Consider the following 15,687-nt stretch of genomic DNA (forward strand, 5'->3'; position numbering starts at 1 on the left):
AAGCCCGCAAGTCTGCGGGCAAAAGTTCCTTGTTACTTCTTCATTTGCGAGCGCTTCTCTGGGGGGAAACGCCTGAAGACAGGCTACGCGAGGCCGGCTTAAGATTCTGCGGCCAAACCGTTAAGAAAGTGAAAATCCAGGCGGCTGCTACGCTGATAGCAGAGGCCGGCAGGGCTGGAGCGGTGTCCATCGCCTCCGGTTTTGTAATACACTGACGGCAATCGTAAATAAGGGAGAAGGGTATGCAAGTTAACGATCGAGTGACGGTAAAAACAGACGGCGGCCCGCGGCGTGAAGGCGTCATTCTGGCCGTAGAGGTGTTCAACGAAGGCACCATGTACCTGGTTTCTCTTGACGACTACCCGGCGGGCGTATGGTTTTTTAATGAGATCGACAGCCGTGACGGCACGTTTGTGGAGCCCTGTCGCGAGCACGGGCAGTAACTTAGGCTAATCTCATTAATTTGCTAATGAAATTGTCCATTTTGAGATTATTTCATTGCGGTAAGATTTTTTTTATCGACGGCAAAAAAATACCCGTTGCGCTAGCGGGGGATAACGCAACAGGTATTTTTTTGTGGTTCCAGCGGCTGCTATCCAGATGACATTATCATCGGGTATTTAACGGCTGGTAAAACAGAGCGGGGGCGTTCTCTGTGGTTCAGCGGCTATTGACGAATATTCCACTGGTCAATGTATCGGTCAAACGAACAACGTGATAAATGATCTGCTTGTTGTGCGTTTTTATTTTCCGCTTGATGTTTCCCTTGTGGGAAGAGACCGTTTTGGCCTTTATTTGCATCTGGTCTGATATCTGGATGGTGCCTTGACCGGACATCCACATGCGTAACATGTTTGATTCAGTCTGGCTCAGCGTTACCGGCGTTTGATCCAGAGAGGATTTCTCCGTACGGAGGGACGTTCTCTCGAGATAGTGGCTAAGTAGCTGATTCATAGTCTCTGGTTTGATGGATTTTGACGATATGATGACGTTCTTGCGAACATATAAATAATCGTCGAAATGTACGTTGGTAATGGCCATGAAGATGAAGAATAACGTATCCGGGTGCAGTGAAATCACCCGTTTTATTCGCTCGGTGGCGTTTGCTTCGTGGATGAAGCAGTCCTCGTTAATAAACACCAGGCTCGGATTCAACTTGCTGCATTTTTCATGCAGGCTGTCAATGTCCTCGATGGCATTAATATGGCGCTTCTTCACGCCATGCGAAGTCAGATAGTCGGTTAACCCCAATCTGGTATAGCTGCATGAATCCATGATAATCGTTGGCATATCGCACCCCCACTTAAATCCGTTTTACTGCGGTAATATGAAAAAAGCCTAAAAAGCCGAAAGGCAAAATGGAGCAATAATTCAGTGTAGCGAGTGTTCTATCAATAAACACGGCGTCACTCAATGATATTTTCATACTAAACTTATTAATTGCATGAATCTATAAGTTTGGCTTAAGTCAGAGCGATCTGCTGCTCGTCCAGCTTCGGCATGTTGAGCCTGATCTGCGCTTGGCGCCCGCGCCTGCCGGCATTGCTTGCCGCGAATCTGTTCATCATGTCACGAAACAAAATTTTAGTTTGCTAGGAAAAGTCTTAAAAAAAATTCATGTGTCGTTTTTTTGAAGTCTTTCAGCGCATTTTTTGAGTGATTAAAAAATACCCTCTCTGAGGTTATTTTATTTTTTTGTTTAAAAATCATTAAGTTGTGTTGATTTCATGCTTTCCATGCTAATGATTAGCACTTCTTTTTTTATCATAACGGCAAACGAAAGTTAACATTATGGCCGGAATGTGTAGCTTATTTGTTGCTATAAATCACCGTTTTACAATGAGTTATCTGGATATTTATTTTAAATGAAATAATTTTCGTGAATGTTTAACGGTGATTGAGTGATTTCTCTAAACTATCATCCTGCTGCCCGATCCGCAGGGGAGGAATGGCAGGTCGGAGTTGTCTCTGGCCCGCGTTGGTTTTAACTTGCCTCTCCACCTTTCAAAAACAGGATGTCGCGGTGAGACGGAATCAGTATGGGCAGCCGATAGGCGAAGCCCTCCCTCATTGGCAGCCGGCAGGCATGCCCGGGCACTCGCCACTGCAAGGGCGGTTTTGCCGCCTCGAACCGCTTAACCTCGAGCGCTGGGGGGAGGCGCTTTATCAGGCTTATCAATCCGCCGAGGACGATCGCGACTGGACTTATCTGTTTTGGGAGCGGCCGCAGTCGCGCGCAGATTTCCAGCGTTATCTTCAGGCTCAGGCGTCCAGCGCTGACAGAAACACGATGGTAGTGATCGATCAGTCAAACGGGCGTGCGGTGGGAAGCTGCGCTTTTTTGCGCATCGATCCTGCCAACGGCGTGGCCGAACTGGGCACCATCAACTGGTCGCCGCTGATGAAGCGCAGCGCGCTGGGCAGCGAGGCGATTTTCCTGATGCTGCGGCATCTGTTCGACGATCTTGGCTACCGGCGCTGCGAATGGAAATGCGATAGCCTCAATCTTCCTTCACGCCAGGCCGCCGAGCGCTTGGGTTTCCGCTATGAAGGCACCTTCCGCCAGGCCGTCGTCGTCAAAGGACGCACGCGCGACACCGACTGGCTGTCGATCGTCGACGGGGAATGGCCGGCGCGGCGCGCGGCGTTTGCCGCCTGGCTGTCGCCGGATAATATCGGCGATGACGGGCGGCAAGAACGGCGTTTGCAGGCCTTCCAACTCGGGTAATACGCCGCGCGCGTTAGGCCGTTTCCGCCAGGCAATGGCGCAACGAGTCCAACGCCAGCCGGATGTCCTGTTCCTCCGTCATCCAGTTGACCAGTGCGGCGCGGATCCCCGGCTGACCGTTATAACGCGTAGGGGTGCAGCACACCACGCCGTGCCGGCTCAGGCGCTCGAGAAAACGATCGCGCGCCGCCTCGCTGTCGCCCTGTGGATGGCTGAGTGCGAAGCAGACCACGTTCAAATTCACCGGCGCCAGCAGCTGGAAACCGTCATCGGCTGCCAGCGCCGCCCCCAGCGCCTGCGCCAATCGGACGTTGCGCTCGACGATATCCCGTATGCCGCTGCGGCCATAGGCTTTCAGCGTCAGCCAGAGCGGCAGGGCGCGGAAGCGGCGCGAATTCTCCGGCGTCAGATGCAGATAGTTGTCTGGCCGCAATGTCGGTGCTTCCAGATAGGCCGAATGGTTCTGAAATACCTGCATTTGCAGATCCAAATGGCGGGTAAATTGGATCGCGCTGTCATAAGGCACGTTCAGCCACTTGTGTGCGTCGACAGTGATGGAATCGGCATGCTGCCAACCCTCAAGCCTTGGAGCGTATAGCGGTGAGCATGCCGCCACGCCGCCAAATGCCGCATCGACATGCAGCCAAAACGGATAACGCTCCCGCAACGTCAGCAGACGCGGCAGATCGTCGAACGCGACGGTGTTGACCGTACCGGCGCTGGCCAGCACCAACGTTGGCTGGCCGGCGCCGGCGGCGAGCTGCCGTTCCAGTGCTTCCATATCCATGGCTTCCGAGTCCGGCAGGCTGGCGACGGTCGTCAGCGCCTCGCGGCCGATACCGAGCATGCTGAGCGCCTTCACGCTGCTGGAATGTGGATTGGCCGACAATACCCGGATGGAACCCAGCGCCGCCAGGCCCTGTTGGGCGATATCCACGCCGTGCTGTTGTCCCAGCCACTGCCGGCCAATGGCCAGCCCGGTGAAATTGGCCATGGTCGCGCCGCTGACCAGGCTGCCGCTGAACGTTTCCGGCAGGCCCAGCAGGGATTTCAACTGCGTCACGGCCGCCAGCTCGATCGTGGCTGCGATGGTATCATGGCTGAGCAAGCTATTTTGGTCTGTCACGCTAACCAGCCAGTCCGCTGCGACCGCCGCCGGGGTGCCGCCGCCGGTGACGAAGCCGAAATAACGCGGGCCAGCGCTGGCGGAAATGCCGGCCTGATAGCGTTGCCAAAAGTTATCCAGCGCCGCCAGGGCGCCTTCGCCGTTTTCCGCCAGCCGATCGTCTCCCGGATGCAGCTGCTGTTGATCGCGCGGTGGGCAGACCGAGCGTTGCTGCAGCCCGGTCAGAAAATCTTCCGCCAACTGGCGAGTGTGGTCGAGGATCTGCGGAAACTGTGCGAGGTCTTGTTGTAAACGTGGGTGCATGGCGGCTCCGAAAGCGTCAGGGATGATGGGGTAAACATAGAACATTTGCCTGCCGGTCAAAATCGATGAAAAATAACCTTTTTGGATAGCCTGGTTAACCAATGATGAATGAACGCATTCCCCTGCATGTCTTGCCGACCTTTGCGATCGCCGCCAGGTTGGAAAATTTGCGCGCCACGGCGCAGCAGGTGCATTTGACGCACGGTGCGGTCAGCCAGCAAATTCAGTTGCTGGAGCAGGCGGTCGGCTATCCGCTGTTTGAACGGCGCGGGCGCGGCGTGCGCCTGAATGCGGCCGGGAAAGAGATGCTGGCGGCGGTGGAACCGGCGCTGCAGGCGCTGCAGCAGGGCGTCGCCCGCGCCCGGCGTGCGGCGACAAGCCAGACGCTGCGCATCAGCGTGTTGCCGTCTTTTGCCCATTATTGGCTGTTGCCGCGTCTGCCTGCTTTTCATGAGGCCTGCGCCGATATTGCGCTGGATATCGATGCGTCGCTGGCGCTGCAGGATCTGTCGCAGCGAGGGTTCGATGCGGCGATCCGCATCGGCAGCGGTCAATGGGCGGGGCTGCAGGCGCAGCGCATCGCGTCGGGTGACGTGCTGCCGGTCGCTTCGCCGGATATGGCGCGAGAATGGGGGGCGGCGTTCGAGAACGGTGGCGATATTCCGTTGCTCGAGCACGACGTCAGTCCCTGGCGCGATTGGTTCAATGCGCAAGGGCGCTCGCTGTGCGGGCGGCAACAGGCGTTGTTCAACGATGCCGGATTGTTGATTCGCGCGGCGGAGCAAGGGTTTGGCATCGCGCTGGCGAAAAAGCTGCTGGTGCAGGATGCCCTCGACGCCGGGAGACTGGTGGCGTTGGCCGCGCCCTGTCGCCTGAGCGATGACGACGTTTATCTGGTGTGGCCGCAGACCGCCGGGCTGACGCCGGCGGTCACCCGCTTGCTGCAGTGGCTGCAGCAACAGTTGGCGGCGATTTAGCGGCGTAGCCATTCCGGTTGCGAGGTGCCGAGCGTAGTCGCCGGCAGCGCCCATTGCAGCGCCGTGCCCTGCAGGCTTAACGGGGCGCGCAGGCGTTGCGCGGCCCCCCAGTAAGTCAATTCCGTTTCCGGGTTCTCGTCGGCGGGGCCGGCCGGCGCCAGCGGTTCCGGCCGATAATCTGCCGAACAGGGATGCGCCAGCAGCAGCTGCGCCGTGCGCGCCAGCGACAGCCGCGCGTGGTAGCCGGTGCCGCGGCTCAGGCGCTGCGCCATACCGGTCAGCACCGCCGCCGCCATCAAATAGCCGGTGGCGTGATCCAGAGCCTGTACCGGCAACGGCACCGGCAAACTGGCGCTGCGCCAAACCATGCCCGCCTCCGCCAACCCGCAGCTCATCTGTACCAGGCTGTCGAAACCGCGCCGGGTGCGCCACGGCCCGCTCCAACCGTAGGCATTCAGGCAGACGTCTATCAGGCCCGGCGCCAGCGCGCGCCTTTCCTCCGCGCCATAACCCAATTTCTCCAGCGCACCGGCACGGTAGCCGTGCACGATCACGTCGGTGTTTCTCAGCAGATGTTCAAACGTATGGCGATCGTGCGCATTGGTCAGGTTGAGGCGCGCGCTGCGCTTGCCCAGCATGACTTCGTGTTCAACGCCGGGCTCATCCCAACCGTAGGGATCGATGCGCAGCACGTCGGCACCCAAACCGGCAAGAAAACGCGTGGCGATCGGCCCGGCGAGAATGCGCGTCAGATCCAGCACCCGTACGCCGTGCAGCGGCCGGGCGATGGGTAGCGCCCAGCCCGGCGGTGGCGCTTCCGGCTGCAGCGAGGCGTGGATCAGCGGTTCGAGCGCTACGCTTTTGCCCTGAATATGTTGTCGCCACGCGGCCGCCGAGCGCATTTGGGCCGCACAGCCGCCGGCTTCGATCACCGCTTCCTCCAGCTCGCTTTTTTTCCAGCCCAGCACGCGTTCCGCCAGCGTGCCTTTATCCGATGCCGAACCCAGCACCTGCTCCACCGCTCGCCGATGGTGCGGCGCATTGGTATGCAGGCGTATCCAGCCATCCGTCGTCGCATAGTCGCCGGCCAGCGCGTCCCAGGCCGCAGGCAGCGTCCACCCCAGCGGACGCAGCGTCCAGCCGAACCAGAGCGAGGCCAGGCGTTGATCGACCCAGACCTGCGGCGCGTCGGCTGCCTCGCGGCGAAGCAACTCGGCGCAGGCCAAACCGGCGGCGCTCCAGGCGGCGGTAGCCAATTCGGTTACGGGAAAAGCCGAAGGCAATGCGCCGGTGCCGCTTACGGTTAGCCGGTCGGCGGGGGCGGGGCGCTGCCCCAGGCTTTGCCAAATTTCGTCGAGCAGAGTGTGGATCAGAGGCGTCATCGGCCACTCCTTGCGGGTCGTCGGAAATATAGCCTAGCGTAGCCCACCGCCGGCGACCTTGCTAAGGCGCAACGTCGAACGTGCGGCTATCGGCCAGTTTGGCGCGCAGGCTGCGGGCCGCTACGCCGGCGAATGGCTGCGCGCTGAAGTTGGCGGTCAGCGCTTTGTCCCACAGGGCCTGATGCAGCGGCCGGAAGGCGGCGTCGGCGCCCAATGTCGCCATCTTCTATTTGTGACATCGAAATATCATTGCGGGTATTCCAGTTTATTTTTCGTTTAATAAATTAGCCTTTACTTCATTACCCGACGTCACTATACTCAGCCAAAATTTCGGTGGAGAAACCCAATTGGACAGTTGTAGTTGTAATAAAATAAATAAGGCAAGCTGACCAATTCTCTTCTGATTTGTTGCTTGCCGTTATCGGCGGGCAGCACCCCTCTCCAGTTATTTCTGAGCTGTGCATACCCGAATAAGAAAACGTTTCCTGATGCCAGGTGGCTTCAGGCGAATTGAGTTGGACGTTATTATGGTATTCTGCAGCCACAGCCTTTTCCCTCCAGGCATGACACGCTGATTCGCTGATTTATTTTCAGCGCGTTTTCGCGTGTGCTAAACAGCACATGATTTTATCTCCTGTGATTAATTAAGGGGAAAGTCATGGCTATGACTCCTTTCGTTTTAAATTTATTGCTGGCGATGTGCCTGGGCGCGGTGATTGGCGCCGAGCGCCAGTGGCGCCAACGCATGGCCGGCCTGCGCACCAATGCGCTGGTGGCGACCGGTGCGGCGGTCTTCATTCTCAGCTCCATGTCCACCGATCCGGCCAGCGCCGGCCGGGTGGCCGCGCAGATCGTCTCGGGTATCGGCTTCCTCGGCGCCGGCGTAATCATGCGTGAAGGGCTGAACATTCGCGGCCTCAACACCGCCGCCACGCTGTGGTGTTCGGCGGGGATCGGCGTCCTGTGTGGCCTGGGCCAGCATTGGGATGCGGTGGTCGCCACGCTGGTGATCCTGTGCGCCAATATCCTGCTGCGCGAGGCCGCGCAGCGCATCAACCTGCAGCCGCACCAGCAGGCGACCGATCTGGAACTGTGCTATCGCATTCAGGTGACCTGCGGCGAGCAGGATGAAATTCTGGTGCGCACCCTGATTCTGCAGGCGCTGAACGGCGTCGCCTTGCGGCTGCAATCCTTGCGCAGCGCCGATATTGCCAGCCCGGGGCAATTGGAAGTGTGCGCGGAAATTACCGCTACGCCGGCCGCGCAAAAAGAAATTGAGGGCATTGTTTGCCGCGTCAGTCTGGAAAAAAGCGTGAGTGCCGTGCGTTGGCGCGTCGCGTCCGAATTACCGGTCTGAGTAATAATATAAATATTGATTAACTTTATTATATGTTCGGTTTTATTCATGAGTGCCTTGAATAACGCGGAACATTAAGGAGGCGTTATGGACGATGACCCCGGAAGGGAAATGATTCTTGCGTGGCTGACAGGGTAATCACGCTATTCAGTCACGCTAATTAAAAAATTCCACTCTGCGCAGAGTCACCTGTTTATCGGGCGGGATCTCCCTGTGCGCAGAACGAAAATAAGAGAATAGCGTTATGACTCAGATTAATGAAAGAATGCGTCGCCGTGATAAAGACGCGGTGACCTACGCCATTGCGCAAGAGGCGACCAACAGCATCGCCCAAACGCTGGCGAACCTGAAGTGCAACCGCAACGGCTTGACCCAGGACGATGCCGATGAGCGGCTGGAGCAGTTCGGCGCCAACCAGGTCGCCCACGACAAGGCACCGCATGCCTTGATTCAGTTGATCAAGGCCTTTAACAACCCGTTTATCTTCGTGCTGATGGTGCTGGCTGCGATCAGTTTCTTTACCGATTATTGGCTGCCGCTCCAGAGCGGTGAAGAAACTGAACTCACCGGCGTCATCATCATCCTGACCATGGTCACGTTGAGCGGGCTGCTGCGGTTTTGGCAGGAATACCGCACCAACAAAGCGGCGGAAGCGTTGAAGTCGATGGTGCGCACCACCGCTACGGTGCTGCGCCGCAGCAGCTACAGCGCGCATCCGCTGACGCTGGAAGTGCCAATCCGCGAACTGGTGCCGGGGGATATCATTCAGCTCTCCGCCGGTGACATGGTGCCGGCCGACGTGCGTCTTATCGCCTCGCGCGATCTGTTCATCAGCCAGGCGATTTTGACCGGCGAAGCGATCCCGATCGAGAAATACGATGCGATGGGCAACGTGGCGCAGAAGTCGAGCGAAGGGGAAGTGTCCAGCGAGAACGCGCTGCTTGAGCTGTCCAACATCTGCCTGATGGGCACCAACGTCGCCAGCGGTACCGCTACGGCGGTGGTGGTGGCGACCGGCGGGCGCACTTACTTCGGCTCGCTGGCCAAGTCGATCGTCGGTTCGCGGGCGCAAACCGCGTTCGATCGCGGGGTGAACAGCGTCAGCTGGCTGCTGATTCGCTTCATGCTGGTGATGGTGCCGGTGGTGTTGCTGATCAACGGCTTCACCAAGGGCGACTGGAGCGAGGCGGCGCTGTTCGCACTGGCGGTGGCGGTCGGCCTGACGCCGGAAATGCTGCCGATGATCGTCAGCTCCAACCTGGCGAAAGGGGCGATCGCCATGTCGCGCCGCAAGGTGGTGGTGAAGCGCCTGAACGCCATTCAGAACTTCGGCGCCATGGACGTGCTCTGCACCGACAAGACCGGCACCCTGACCCAGGATCGCATCATTCTCGAGCACCACATCGACGTCACTGGCGCCAGGGATAACGAGGTGTTGCACCTGGCCTGGCTGAACAGCTTCCATCAGAGCGGCATGAAGAACCTGATGGACCAGGCGGTGATCCGTTTCGGGCGCGGCAAACCGGGGATCGAAGCCCTGGGCCGTTTCAGCAAGGTGGATGAGCTGCCGTTCGATTTCGTGCGCCGCCGTTTGTCGATCGTGGTGGCGGACGAAAATGGCAAGCAGCAGCTGATCTGTAAGGGCGCGGTAGAGGAGATGCTCGAGATCGCCACCCACGTGCGCGAAGGCGACAAAACGCTGGAACTGGACGACGCGCGCCGTGCGGCGCTGCAGGCGCTGGCCCGCGAGTATAACGAAGACGGTTTCCGCGTGCTGGTGCTGGCGACGCGCGAGCTGGATGCGCAGCGCCCAGCCGAACCGCTGAGCGTGGCCGACGAGCGCGACATGGTGGTGCAAGGGCTGCTGACTTTCCTCGATCCGCCGAAGGAGAGCGCGCAGCAGGCGATCGCCGCACTGCAGGAAAACGGCGTGACGGTGAAGGTGCTGACCGGCGACAACCCGGTGATCACCTGCAAGATTTGCCGCGATGTCGGGCTGGAGCCGGGCGAGCCGCTCTCCGGGCTGCAGATTGAACAGATGGATGACGAAGAGTTGGCGCGCGAAGTGGAACAACGCACGGTCTTCACCAAGCTGACGCCGCTGCAAAAATCGCGGGTGCTGAAAATGTTGCAGAGCAACGGCCATACCGTCGGCTTCCTCGGCGACGGCATCAACGATGCGCCGGCGCTGCGCGATGCCGACGTCGGCATTTCGGTCGACACCGGAACCGACATCGCCAAGGAGTCGGCGGACATCATCCTGTTGGAAAAGAATCTGATGGTGCTGGAAGAGGGGGTGATCAAAGGGCGCGAGACCTTCGGTAATATCATCAAGTACCTGAACATGACCGCCAGCTCCAACTTCGGCAACGTGTTTTCGGTGCTGGTGGCCAGCGCCTTCATCCCGTTCCTGCCGATGCTGGCGATCCACCTGTTGATTCAAAATCTGATGTACGACATTTCCCAGCTGTCGCTGCCGTGGGACAAGATGGACAAAGAGTTCCTGCGCAAGCCGCGCAAGTGGGATTCCAAAAACATCGGGCGCTTTATGCTGTGGATTGGGCCGACCTCGTCGATCTTCGATATTACGACCTATGCGCTGATGTGGTACGTGTTCGCCGCCAACAGCGTAGAACACCAGGCGCTGTTCCAGTCCGGCTGGTTCATTGAGGGGCTGCTGTCGCAAACGCTGGTGGTGCATATGCTGCGCACCCAGAAGATCCCGTTCATTCAGAGCACCGCGGCGCTGCCGGTGTTGCTGACCACCGGGTTGGTGATGGCGCTCGGCATCTACATTCCGTTCTCGCCGCTCGGCGCCCTGGTTGGCCTGCAGCCGCTGCCGTGGGAATACTTCCCGTGGTTGGCCGCAACGCTGGTCAGCTACTGCGTGGTCGCGCAGTTGATGAAGCGTTTCTATATCCGCCGCTTTGGCGAGTGGCTGTAAGCCGCCTCGGCGTTCACTTCGGGGGCGAAATTCGTCGCCCCCGCACCGCTACAGCAGTTTGTTGACCAGCAGGCCGAGCATGATGGTCAGCGTGAAGGAAAACAGCGTGCCGAGCAGCACATACTCGGTACGCATCTTATCGTCACTTTGGCGCAGATCGCCGAAACGGAAGATAGATTTGGCCGCCAGTAAAAAACCGATCGCCGGAATTTGCCCCAGCAGCACGAAGGTCAGGATCAGCGTTCTTTCCAGGTAGCCAATCTGTTTGCCCGCGCGCAGCAGCGAGTCGTTGTCGGCCTTGGCCGAAGGCGGCATTTGCGGCGTCCAGCGCGCCAGCAGTTGCCCAATCAGCAGGCTCATCGGCAGATAAATCAGGCTGTAGGCCATCAGCACCAGGCCGGTTTGCCAACTCCCCAGTTGCCGTCCCAACGCCGCGAGCAGTTCACCGGCATTCGGCGTCAGCCCCAGCCACAGCAAGGCGATCACCGCCAGATGCAATCCCTGATCGAGCAGAAAGCTGCGGGCCGGGCTCAGGCGGTTCATCGCGGTGACTTTCAGCAAATCGATCAGGTAGTGGCTGACGGCGATGGCCAGCAGGCTGGCCAGCACCTGCAGTGAAGACAGTCCGCCGTGCAGCAGGCCGAAACCGGCCACTACCCAGGCGGCCAGCACCCCGTGCAGCAACGCGTGCAACAGCAGAAAACGCGAACGCGCGCGATGTTGGATTTTATCTTCCACCCAACTCAGCGGCTGCAGCGGAAAATCCGCCAGCAGATGGACGAGCAACAGCCAGGCCAGCAAAGGCGCATAGGTCAGATCCATGGTCAGACGATCCTGTTAATGGCGTGAATAAACCGCATGATTTCCTCATAGGCCGCGCGTTTCAGCGCGGCGGAGACCGTGGAGGCGGCTTTTTGCAGCTGGTCCGCCACGGCGGCGCCGCTGTCGGCGAACATTCTCGCCTGAACGATGCGCGCTTCGGCCTGTGACAGGCGGCCAATTACATGATCTAACATCGGCAGCAGATCGCTGACAATGGCGTTTGTCCGATCGTTGTCGGTTTTCAGAGCCAGCCGGCAATTTTTTGCCATGGCGTCCAGCGCGCTGCCGGAGTTGATAAAGGCGCTGCCGTAACCGGCGGCGTCGGGCCGTTGGCTACCCAGCCCGACGGCGATGCGCGCATCCCAGTGCGCGGCGCCCATCGCCCGCAGCGCGAGGCGTATGTACACCGCCAGCAACAGCCCGTCCTCCGGCGCGGCCTGCGCCTGGAAGGCATCGCCGCGAAAGATTTCCACCTGATGCAGCCGCCCGTCACGCCGCAGCCGATCGAGCAGGTTATGCAGCCCATTGAGGTAGTTGACGGTGTCTGATCGGCGGGAATCGACCAGATCGCCGCTGATTACGCTGATTGGCGTCGGCATGGCGTGTTCCATTATTTGCGGAGGGATGACTATAAATTCGCACCTGGATACGAATATGTCAATAATTCGCCTCTAGGTGCGAATTTATGGGGTTTTCGCCTGTGAGGGCGAAACGAGGCAGGATGAGGAACGTGGGATGAACGGCCGGGAATGCGCGGGCCTGCCAGGCTCGCCACCGGCGACGTAGAGGGAAAATGGCCGGCAACCGGCTGTTCAGAAGCTTTTAACCAGCACGTCACGCGGCATTTCGCTGCCGTGTTTCAGCAGATGCTCAAACGATCGCTCGCTGCTTTTCAGCTGCTGCAAAAATTCCTGCGGCGACAGATCGTGTTTTTTGCCGCTCATGTAAGCCAGCGCCAGTTCTTTTGCCTGATAGCGGGAGAAGTTGTACATGGTGTCCTCGATACGGTGAATGTCAGTGCTCACGATTGTAGCGAAAGAGCACATAATGAACAGCGGCTTTGGCGTATGGAATCGATAGCCGAAACTTAACTTGCAGGCTGCAACAGCTCATCGCACAGGCGCTTGATCACCTGAGCTTGCGGCAGGCCGTTGTGCAACATCTGGCGGATATGCTCCGAATCGCTGATGCCCTGGCGGACATGGCGCTCGACGGCCTGCAGCAGGGCACGATCCTCCCGTCGCTCGGCAAAACCGCTCAGCGCTTCGAGAGTGTGCAGGATGTGGGCGGTCAGGCTGCTGCGGCGCAGCGTCGCGGGATCGACGTATTCGGCGGCAAAGCCGCTGCGATAGGCGTTGATCTTGTTGTAATTGGTGAAGGCATCGTATTCCGGCGCGATCGGTGAGCGGTGCTGCAACAGAAAATCGGCCAGCAGGCGGCAGTAACCGACCAGCAGCACGGCGTGGGTGAGGCGCAGCGGCGTATCGCAGATGCGGATCTCTACCGTGCCCAGCTCCGGTTTTGGCCGCGCATCCCAGTAAATATCCTTGACGCTTTCAATCACGCCTGCGGCATTCAACCGTTCGTAGTAGGCGTTGAATTCATGCCAGCTGTAGATGTGTTCCAGGCATCCGTAGTTGGGGAAGGAGTTCTGGGCGCTGAAGCGGGAACTGGCAAAGCAAGTGTCGACCCCCTGATACAGCGGCGACGAGGCGCTGAGCGCGATCAATTGCGGAAAGTAGGGCGTCAGCGCATGGCACAGGTACATCGCTTCGTCCCCGTCGTTGACGCCGAGGTGAATGTGTTGGCCGAACACGCAGGCCAGCTTGGAGAGATAGCCAAAACGGCTGGCCAGCTGCCTGTAGCGCGCGTTGTCGCTGATGACCTGCTTGCGCCAGTCGTTGCTCAGGTGGCGGCCTCCGCCGCAGACGTCACAGCCCAGGCGCTGCGCGCTGCGCCGGACGGTATGGGTCAGGGCGCGCAGCTCGGTGTGCAGCTCATCGAGATCGCGGTGCACCGAGCTGTTCAGCTCCACCATCGATTTGGTGAGCTCATGCTTGACGCGCCGGCGGTCGCCGACCGCGCTGACCACCCGATCGGCTCGATCCGTAAGATCGTAGTGCTCGGCATCGACCAGCTGTAACTCTATTTCGGTGCCGATGGAGAGCCTTTCCGAACGTTTGAATGTGAGCGGCATGGTACCTCCTTCCTGCAAGAACGGCATAAAGATAAGTATATGTCTCGGTGAGGGGGGGCAACGTTTTGCATTTTATATTTGTTTTTTCGCATGTGAAGCTGGTATCTTCACGAGCGAGTTGTGGTGAAGAGAAAGGTTAACGGGAGTGTGACATGCCGTCATTGACGCCGCTGAAGCTGTTTAAAAACCTGTCTGACGAGACGCGTCTGACCTTGGTGCTGCTGTTGCGCCACGCCGGTGAACTGTGCGTGTGCGAGCTGTCGGGTGCACTGGCGCTGCCGCAACCCAAGATTTCAAGGCATCTGGCGATGCTGCGTGAAAGCGGGCTGCTGCTCGATCGGCGCGAGGGTAAATGGATACATTATCGCCTGTCGCCGCATATGCCGGCCTGGGCGGCGGCGATTATTGAGCAGGCTTATCAGTGCCGGCCAGAACAGATGACGGAGTTAGCGCAACGCGTGGCGAAAGGTTGCCCGTAACTGTAAAAAATTTACGCAAACACATATGAAAAATCGAATATGTAAACTTAAAGGGGCGGAAGGACAGCGATGATAGTGGCAGGGGCGATCTTTATTCTGACGTTGATCTTGGTCATCTGGCAACCGAAGGGGCTGGGTATTGGCTGGAGTGCGTCGATCGGGGCGGGATTGGCATTATTGAGCGGCGTGGTGCACGTCGGCGACATCCCCGTGGTATGGCAGATAGTCTGGAATGCGACTGCGACCTTTATCGCCGTCATCATCATCAGCCTGTTGCTGGATGAAAGCGGCTTTTTTGCCTGGGCCGCCTTGCACGTCGCGCGCTGGGGCAACGGCAAGGGCCGCTGGCTGTTTACCTATATGCTCCTGTTGGGCGCGGCGGTGGCGGCGCTGTTCGCCAATGACGGCGCCGCGTTAATCCTCACACCGATCGTGATCGCCATGCTGTCGGCGCTCGGTTTTCGTCCTGCGGCGGTGCTGGCTTTCGTCATGGCGGCGGGCTTTATCGCCGATACCGCCAGCCTGCCGCTGGTGGTGTCCAACCTGGTGAATATCGTTTCGGCGGATTTCTTCCACTTGGGCTTTACGGAGTATGCGGCGATGATGGTGCCGGTCAACCTCGTCGCCGTGGCGGCGACGCTGGTGATGTTGCATTTGTTCTTCCGCAAGGATATTCCGCCGGGCTACGCGTTGACGCGTTTACCGGTACCGCGGGAAGCGATCCGCGATCGCGCGACGTTTCGAGCCGGTTGGGCGGTATTGGCGCTGTTGCTGATCGGCTTTTTCGCCCTGGAACCGCTCGGCGTGCCGGTGAGTTTGGTCGCCGCCTGCGGCGCGCTGGTGCTGCTGGCGGTAGCGAAACGCGGGCGGGCGATCGATACCGGCAAAGTGCTGCGCGGGGCGCCCTGGCAGATCGTGATTTTCTCGCTGGGCATGTATCTGGTGGTCTATGGGCTGCGCAATGCCGGCTTGACCGATCTGCTGTCCGGCGTGCTGGATGCGCTGGCGTGGCAGGGGCTGTGGGCGGCGACGCTCGGCACCGGCTTCCTGAGCGCGTTTCTCTCTTCCGTCATGAATAACATGCCGACGGTGTTGGTAGGGGCGCTGTCGATCGACGGCAGCAGCGCGGAAGGCGTCATCAGGCAGGCGATGATTTACGCTAACGTCATCGGCAGCGATCTCGGCCCCAAAATCACCCCGATCGGCAGCCTGGCCACGTTGCTGTGGCTGCATGTGTTGGCAAGGAAAAACATCGTCATTACCTGGGGCTATTATTTCCGCGTGGGACTGGTGATGACGCTGCCAATTCTGTTCGTCACCCTGGCCGCGCTGGCGCTGCGGCTGTCCGTTTTGCCATAACCGGAGCAACTGA

Annotated in this window: 15 protein-coding genes; 7 read left to right on the forward strand and 8 right to left on the reverse strand. The window is 59.1% G+C overall.

What is annotated here, in order from left to right; all coding sequences use genetic code 11:
- Positions 1-242 precede the first annotated feature (242 nt).
- The gene (dsrB, locus tag ACMGF9_RS08505; RefSeq protein WP_004935117.1) at positions 243-443 is read left to right on the forward strand and encodes a protein DsrB; all 201 of its coding nucleotides are present in this window, start codon (positions 243-245) and stop codon (positions 441-443) included.
- A gap of 217 nt (positions 444-660) precedes the next feature.
- On the opposite strand, the gene rcsA is transcribed toward dsrB, so the two are convergent.
- The gene (rcsA, locus tag ACMGF9_RS08510) at positions 661-1,290 is read right to left on the reverse strand and encodes a transcriptional regulator RcsA (protein ID WP_004935115.1); all 630 of its coding nucleotides are present in this window, start codon (positions 1,288-1,290) and stop codon (positions 661-663) included.
- Between the two features lie 796 nt (positions 1,291-2,086).
- Here rcsA and ACMGF9_RS08515 point away from each other — a divergent pair.
- A complete protein-coding gene (locus ACMGF9_RS08515; RefSeq protein WP_079007628.1) occupies positions 2,087-2,728 on the forward strand; it encodes a GNAT family N-acetyltransferase in 642 nt (213 codons plus the stop codon).
- Positions 2,729-2,741: 13 nt separating this feature from the next.
- On the opposite strand, the gene ACMGF9_RS08520 is transcribed toward ACMGF9_RS08515, so the two are convergent.
- On the reverse strand, positions 2,742-4,157 hold the full coding sequence (locus tag ACMGF9_RS08520) for a pyridoxal phosphate-dependent decarboxylase family protein (protein ID WP_015378335.1): 1,416 nt from the start codon (positions 4,155-4,157) through the stop codon (positions 2,742-2,744).
- Positions 4,158-4,258: 101 nt separating this feature from the next.
- Between ACMGF9_RS08520 and ACMGF9_RS08525 the strand changes: the two genes are divergently transcribed.
- Positions 4,259-5,134, forward strand: coding sequence for a LysR substrate-binding domain-containing protein (locus tag ACMGF9_RS08525; RefSeq protein ID WP_075684965.1), 876 nt, complete (start codon positions 4,259-4,261; stop codon positions 5,132-5,134).
- On the opposite strand, the gene ACMGF9_RS08530 is transcribed toward ACMGF9_RS08525, so the two are convergent.
- Both ACMGF9_RS08530 and ACMGF9_RS08535 read right to left on the reverse strand, forming a co-directional pair.
- Positions 5,131-6,516 (reverse strand): CoA transferase, encoded by a 1,386-nt coding sequence (locus ACMGF9_RS08530; protein ID WP_044030946.1) that lies wholly within the window; start codon positions 6,514-6,516, stop codon positions 5,131-5,133. The two genes, ACMGF9_RS08525 and ACMGF9_RS08530, sit on opposite strands and share 4 nt — an antisense overlap.
- 61 nt (positions 6,517-6,577) lie before the next feature.
- Positions 6,578-6,739 (reverse strand): hypothetical protein, encoded by a 162-nt coding sequence (locus tag ACMGF9_RS08535; protein WP_021505778.1) that lies wholly within the window; start codon positions 6,737-6,739, stop codon positions 6,578-6,580.
- 435 nt (positions 6,740-7,174) lie between these two features.
- Between ACMGF9_RS08535 and ACMGF9_RS08540 the strand changes: the two genes are divergently transcribed.
- On the forward strand, positions 7,175-7,873 hold the full coding sequence (locus ACMGF9_RS08540) for an MgtC family protein (protein ID WP_004935097.1): 699 nt from the start codon (positions 7,175-7,177) through the stop codon (positions 7,871-7,873).
- Between the two features lie 244 nt (positions 7,874-8,117).
- Entirely contained in the window at positions 8,118-10,817 is a 2,700-nt protein-coding gene (mgtA, locus tag ACMGF9_RS08545) for a magnesium-translocating P-type ATPase (protein WP_015378331.1), read from the forward strand.
- Positions 10,818-10,865: 48 nt separating this feature from the next.
- Here the strand turns inward: mgtA and ACMGF9_RS08550 are convergent, their stop codons facing one another.
- The 4 genes from ACMGF9_RS08550 to ACMGF9_RS08565 all read right to left on the reverse strand — a co-directional run bounded on the left by ACMGF9_RS08550 (position 10,866) and on the right by ACMGF9_RS08565 (position 13,836).
- Positions 10,866-11,639: a DUF3307 domain-containing protein gene (locus ACMGF9_RS08550; RefSeq protein WP_118891913.1), complete on the reverse strand. Its 774-nt coding sequence runs from the start codon at positions 11,637-11,639 to the stop codon at positions 10,866-10,868.
- Positions 11,640-11,641: 2 nt separating this feature from the next.
- Complete coding sequence (locus tag ACMGF9_RS08555) at positions 11,642-12,238, reverse strand: hypothetical protein (RefSeq protein ID WP_015378329.1); 597 nt, start codon at positions 12,236-12,238, stop codon at positions 11,642-11,644.
- A 213-nt stretch (positions 12,239-12,451) separates the two neighbouring features.
- Complete coding sequence (locus tag ACMGF9_RS08560; RefSeq protein WP_004935085.1) at positions 12,452-12,631, reverse strand: hypothetical protein; 180 nt, start codon at positions 12,629-12,631, stop codon at positions 12,452-12,454.
- Positions 12,632-12,726: 95 nt separating this feature from the next.
- Positions 12,727-13,836, reverse strand: coding sequence for a YbdK family carboxylate-amine ligase (locus tag ACMGF9_RS08565; protein WP_004935083.1), 1,110 nt, complete (start codon positions 13,834-13,836; stop codon positions 12,727-12,729).
- 152 nt (positions 13,837-13,988) lie between these two features.
- On the opposite strand from ACMGF9_RS08565, the gene ACMGF9_RS08570 reads away from it, so the two are divergent.
- Positions 13,989-14,315, forward strand: a complete 327-nt coding sequence (locus tag ACMGF9_RS08570; protein ID WP_004935082.1) for a metalloregulator ArsR/SmtB family transcription factor — start codon at positions 13,989-13,991, stop codon at positions 14,313-14,315.
- Positions 14,316-14,384: 69 nt separating this feature from the next.
- Positions 14,385-15,674, forward strand: coding sequence for an arsenic transporter (locus tag ACMGF9_RS08575; protein ID WP_118891914.1), 1,290 nt, complete (start codon positions 14,385-14,387; stop codon positions 15,672-15,674).
- Positions 15,675-15,687 lie beyond the last annotated feature (13 nt).

The organism is Serratia sp. BNK-23 (genome assembly GCF_047456145.1).
Taxonomy (GTDB): domain Bacteria; phylum Pseudomonadota; class Gammaproteobacteria; order Enterobacterales; family Enterobacteriaceae; genus Serratia; species Serratia nematodiphila.

Bases quoted from the DNA above. Each gene is read 5' to 3' on its own strand.
- ACMGF9_RS08525 (WP_075684965.1), top strand. From the start codon at position 4,259: ATGATGAATGAACGCATTCCCCTGCATGTCTTGCCGACCTTTGCGATC.
- ACMGF9_RS08555 (WP_015378329.1), bottom strand. From the start codon at position 12,238: ATGCCGACGCCAATCAGCGTAATCAGCGGCGATCTGGTCGATTCCCGC.
- ACMGF9_RS08575 (WP_118891914.1), top strand. From the start codon at position 14,385: ATGATAGTGGCAGGGGCGATCTTTATTCTGACGTTGATCTTGGTCATC.
- mgtA (WP_015378331.1), top strand. From the start codon at position 8,118: ATGACTCAGATTAATGAAAGAATGCGTCGCCGTGATAAAGACGCGGTG.
- rcsA (WP_004935115.1), bottom strand. From the start codon at position 1,290: ATGCCAACGATTATCATGGATTCATGCAGCTATACCAGATTGGGGTTA.
- ACMGF9_RS08565 (WP_004935083.1), bottom strand. From the start codon at position 13,836: ATGCCGCTCACATTCAAACGTTCGGAAAGGCTCTCCATCGGCACCGAA.
- ACMGF9_RS08515 (WP_079007628.1), top strand. From the start codon at position 2,087: ATGCCCGGGCACTCGCCACTGCAAGGGCGGTTTTGCCGCCTCGAACCG.
- ACMGF9_RS08540 (WP_004935097.1), top strand. From the start codon at position 7,175: ATGGCTATGACTCCTTTCGTTTTAAATTTATTGCTGGCGATGTGCCTG.
- ACMGF9_RS08530 (WP_044030946.1), bottom strand. From the start codon at position 6,516: ATGACGCCTCTGATCCACACTCTGCTCGACGAAATTTGGCAAAGCCTG.
- ACMGF9_RS08560 (WP_004935085.1), bottom strand. From the start codon at position 12,631: ATGTACAACTTCTCCCGCTATCAGGCAAAAGAACTGGCGCTGGCTTAC.
- ACMGF9_RS08535 (WP_021505778.1), bottom strand. From the start codon at position 6,739: ATGGCGACATTGGGCGCCGACGCCGCCTTCCGGCCGCTGCATCAGGCC.
- ACMGF9_RS08520 (WP_015378335.1), bottom strand. From the start codon at position 4,157: ATGCACCCACGTTTACAACAAGACCTCGCACAGTTTCCGCAGATCCTC.
- dsrB (WP_004935117.1), top strand. From the start codon at position 243: ATGCAAGTTAACGATCGAGTGACGGTAAAAACAGACGGCGGCCCGCGG.
- ACMGF9_RS08550 (WP_118891913.1), bottom strand. From the start codon at position 11,639: ATGGATCTGACCTATGCGCCTTTGCTGGCCTGGCTGTTGCTCGTCCAT.
- ACMGF9_RS08570 (WP_004935082.1), top strand. From the start codon at position 13,989: ATGCCGTCATTGACGCCGCTGAAGCTGTTTAAAAACCTGTCTGACGAG.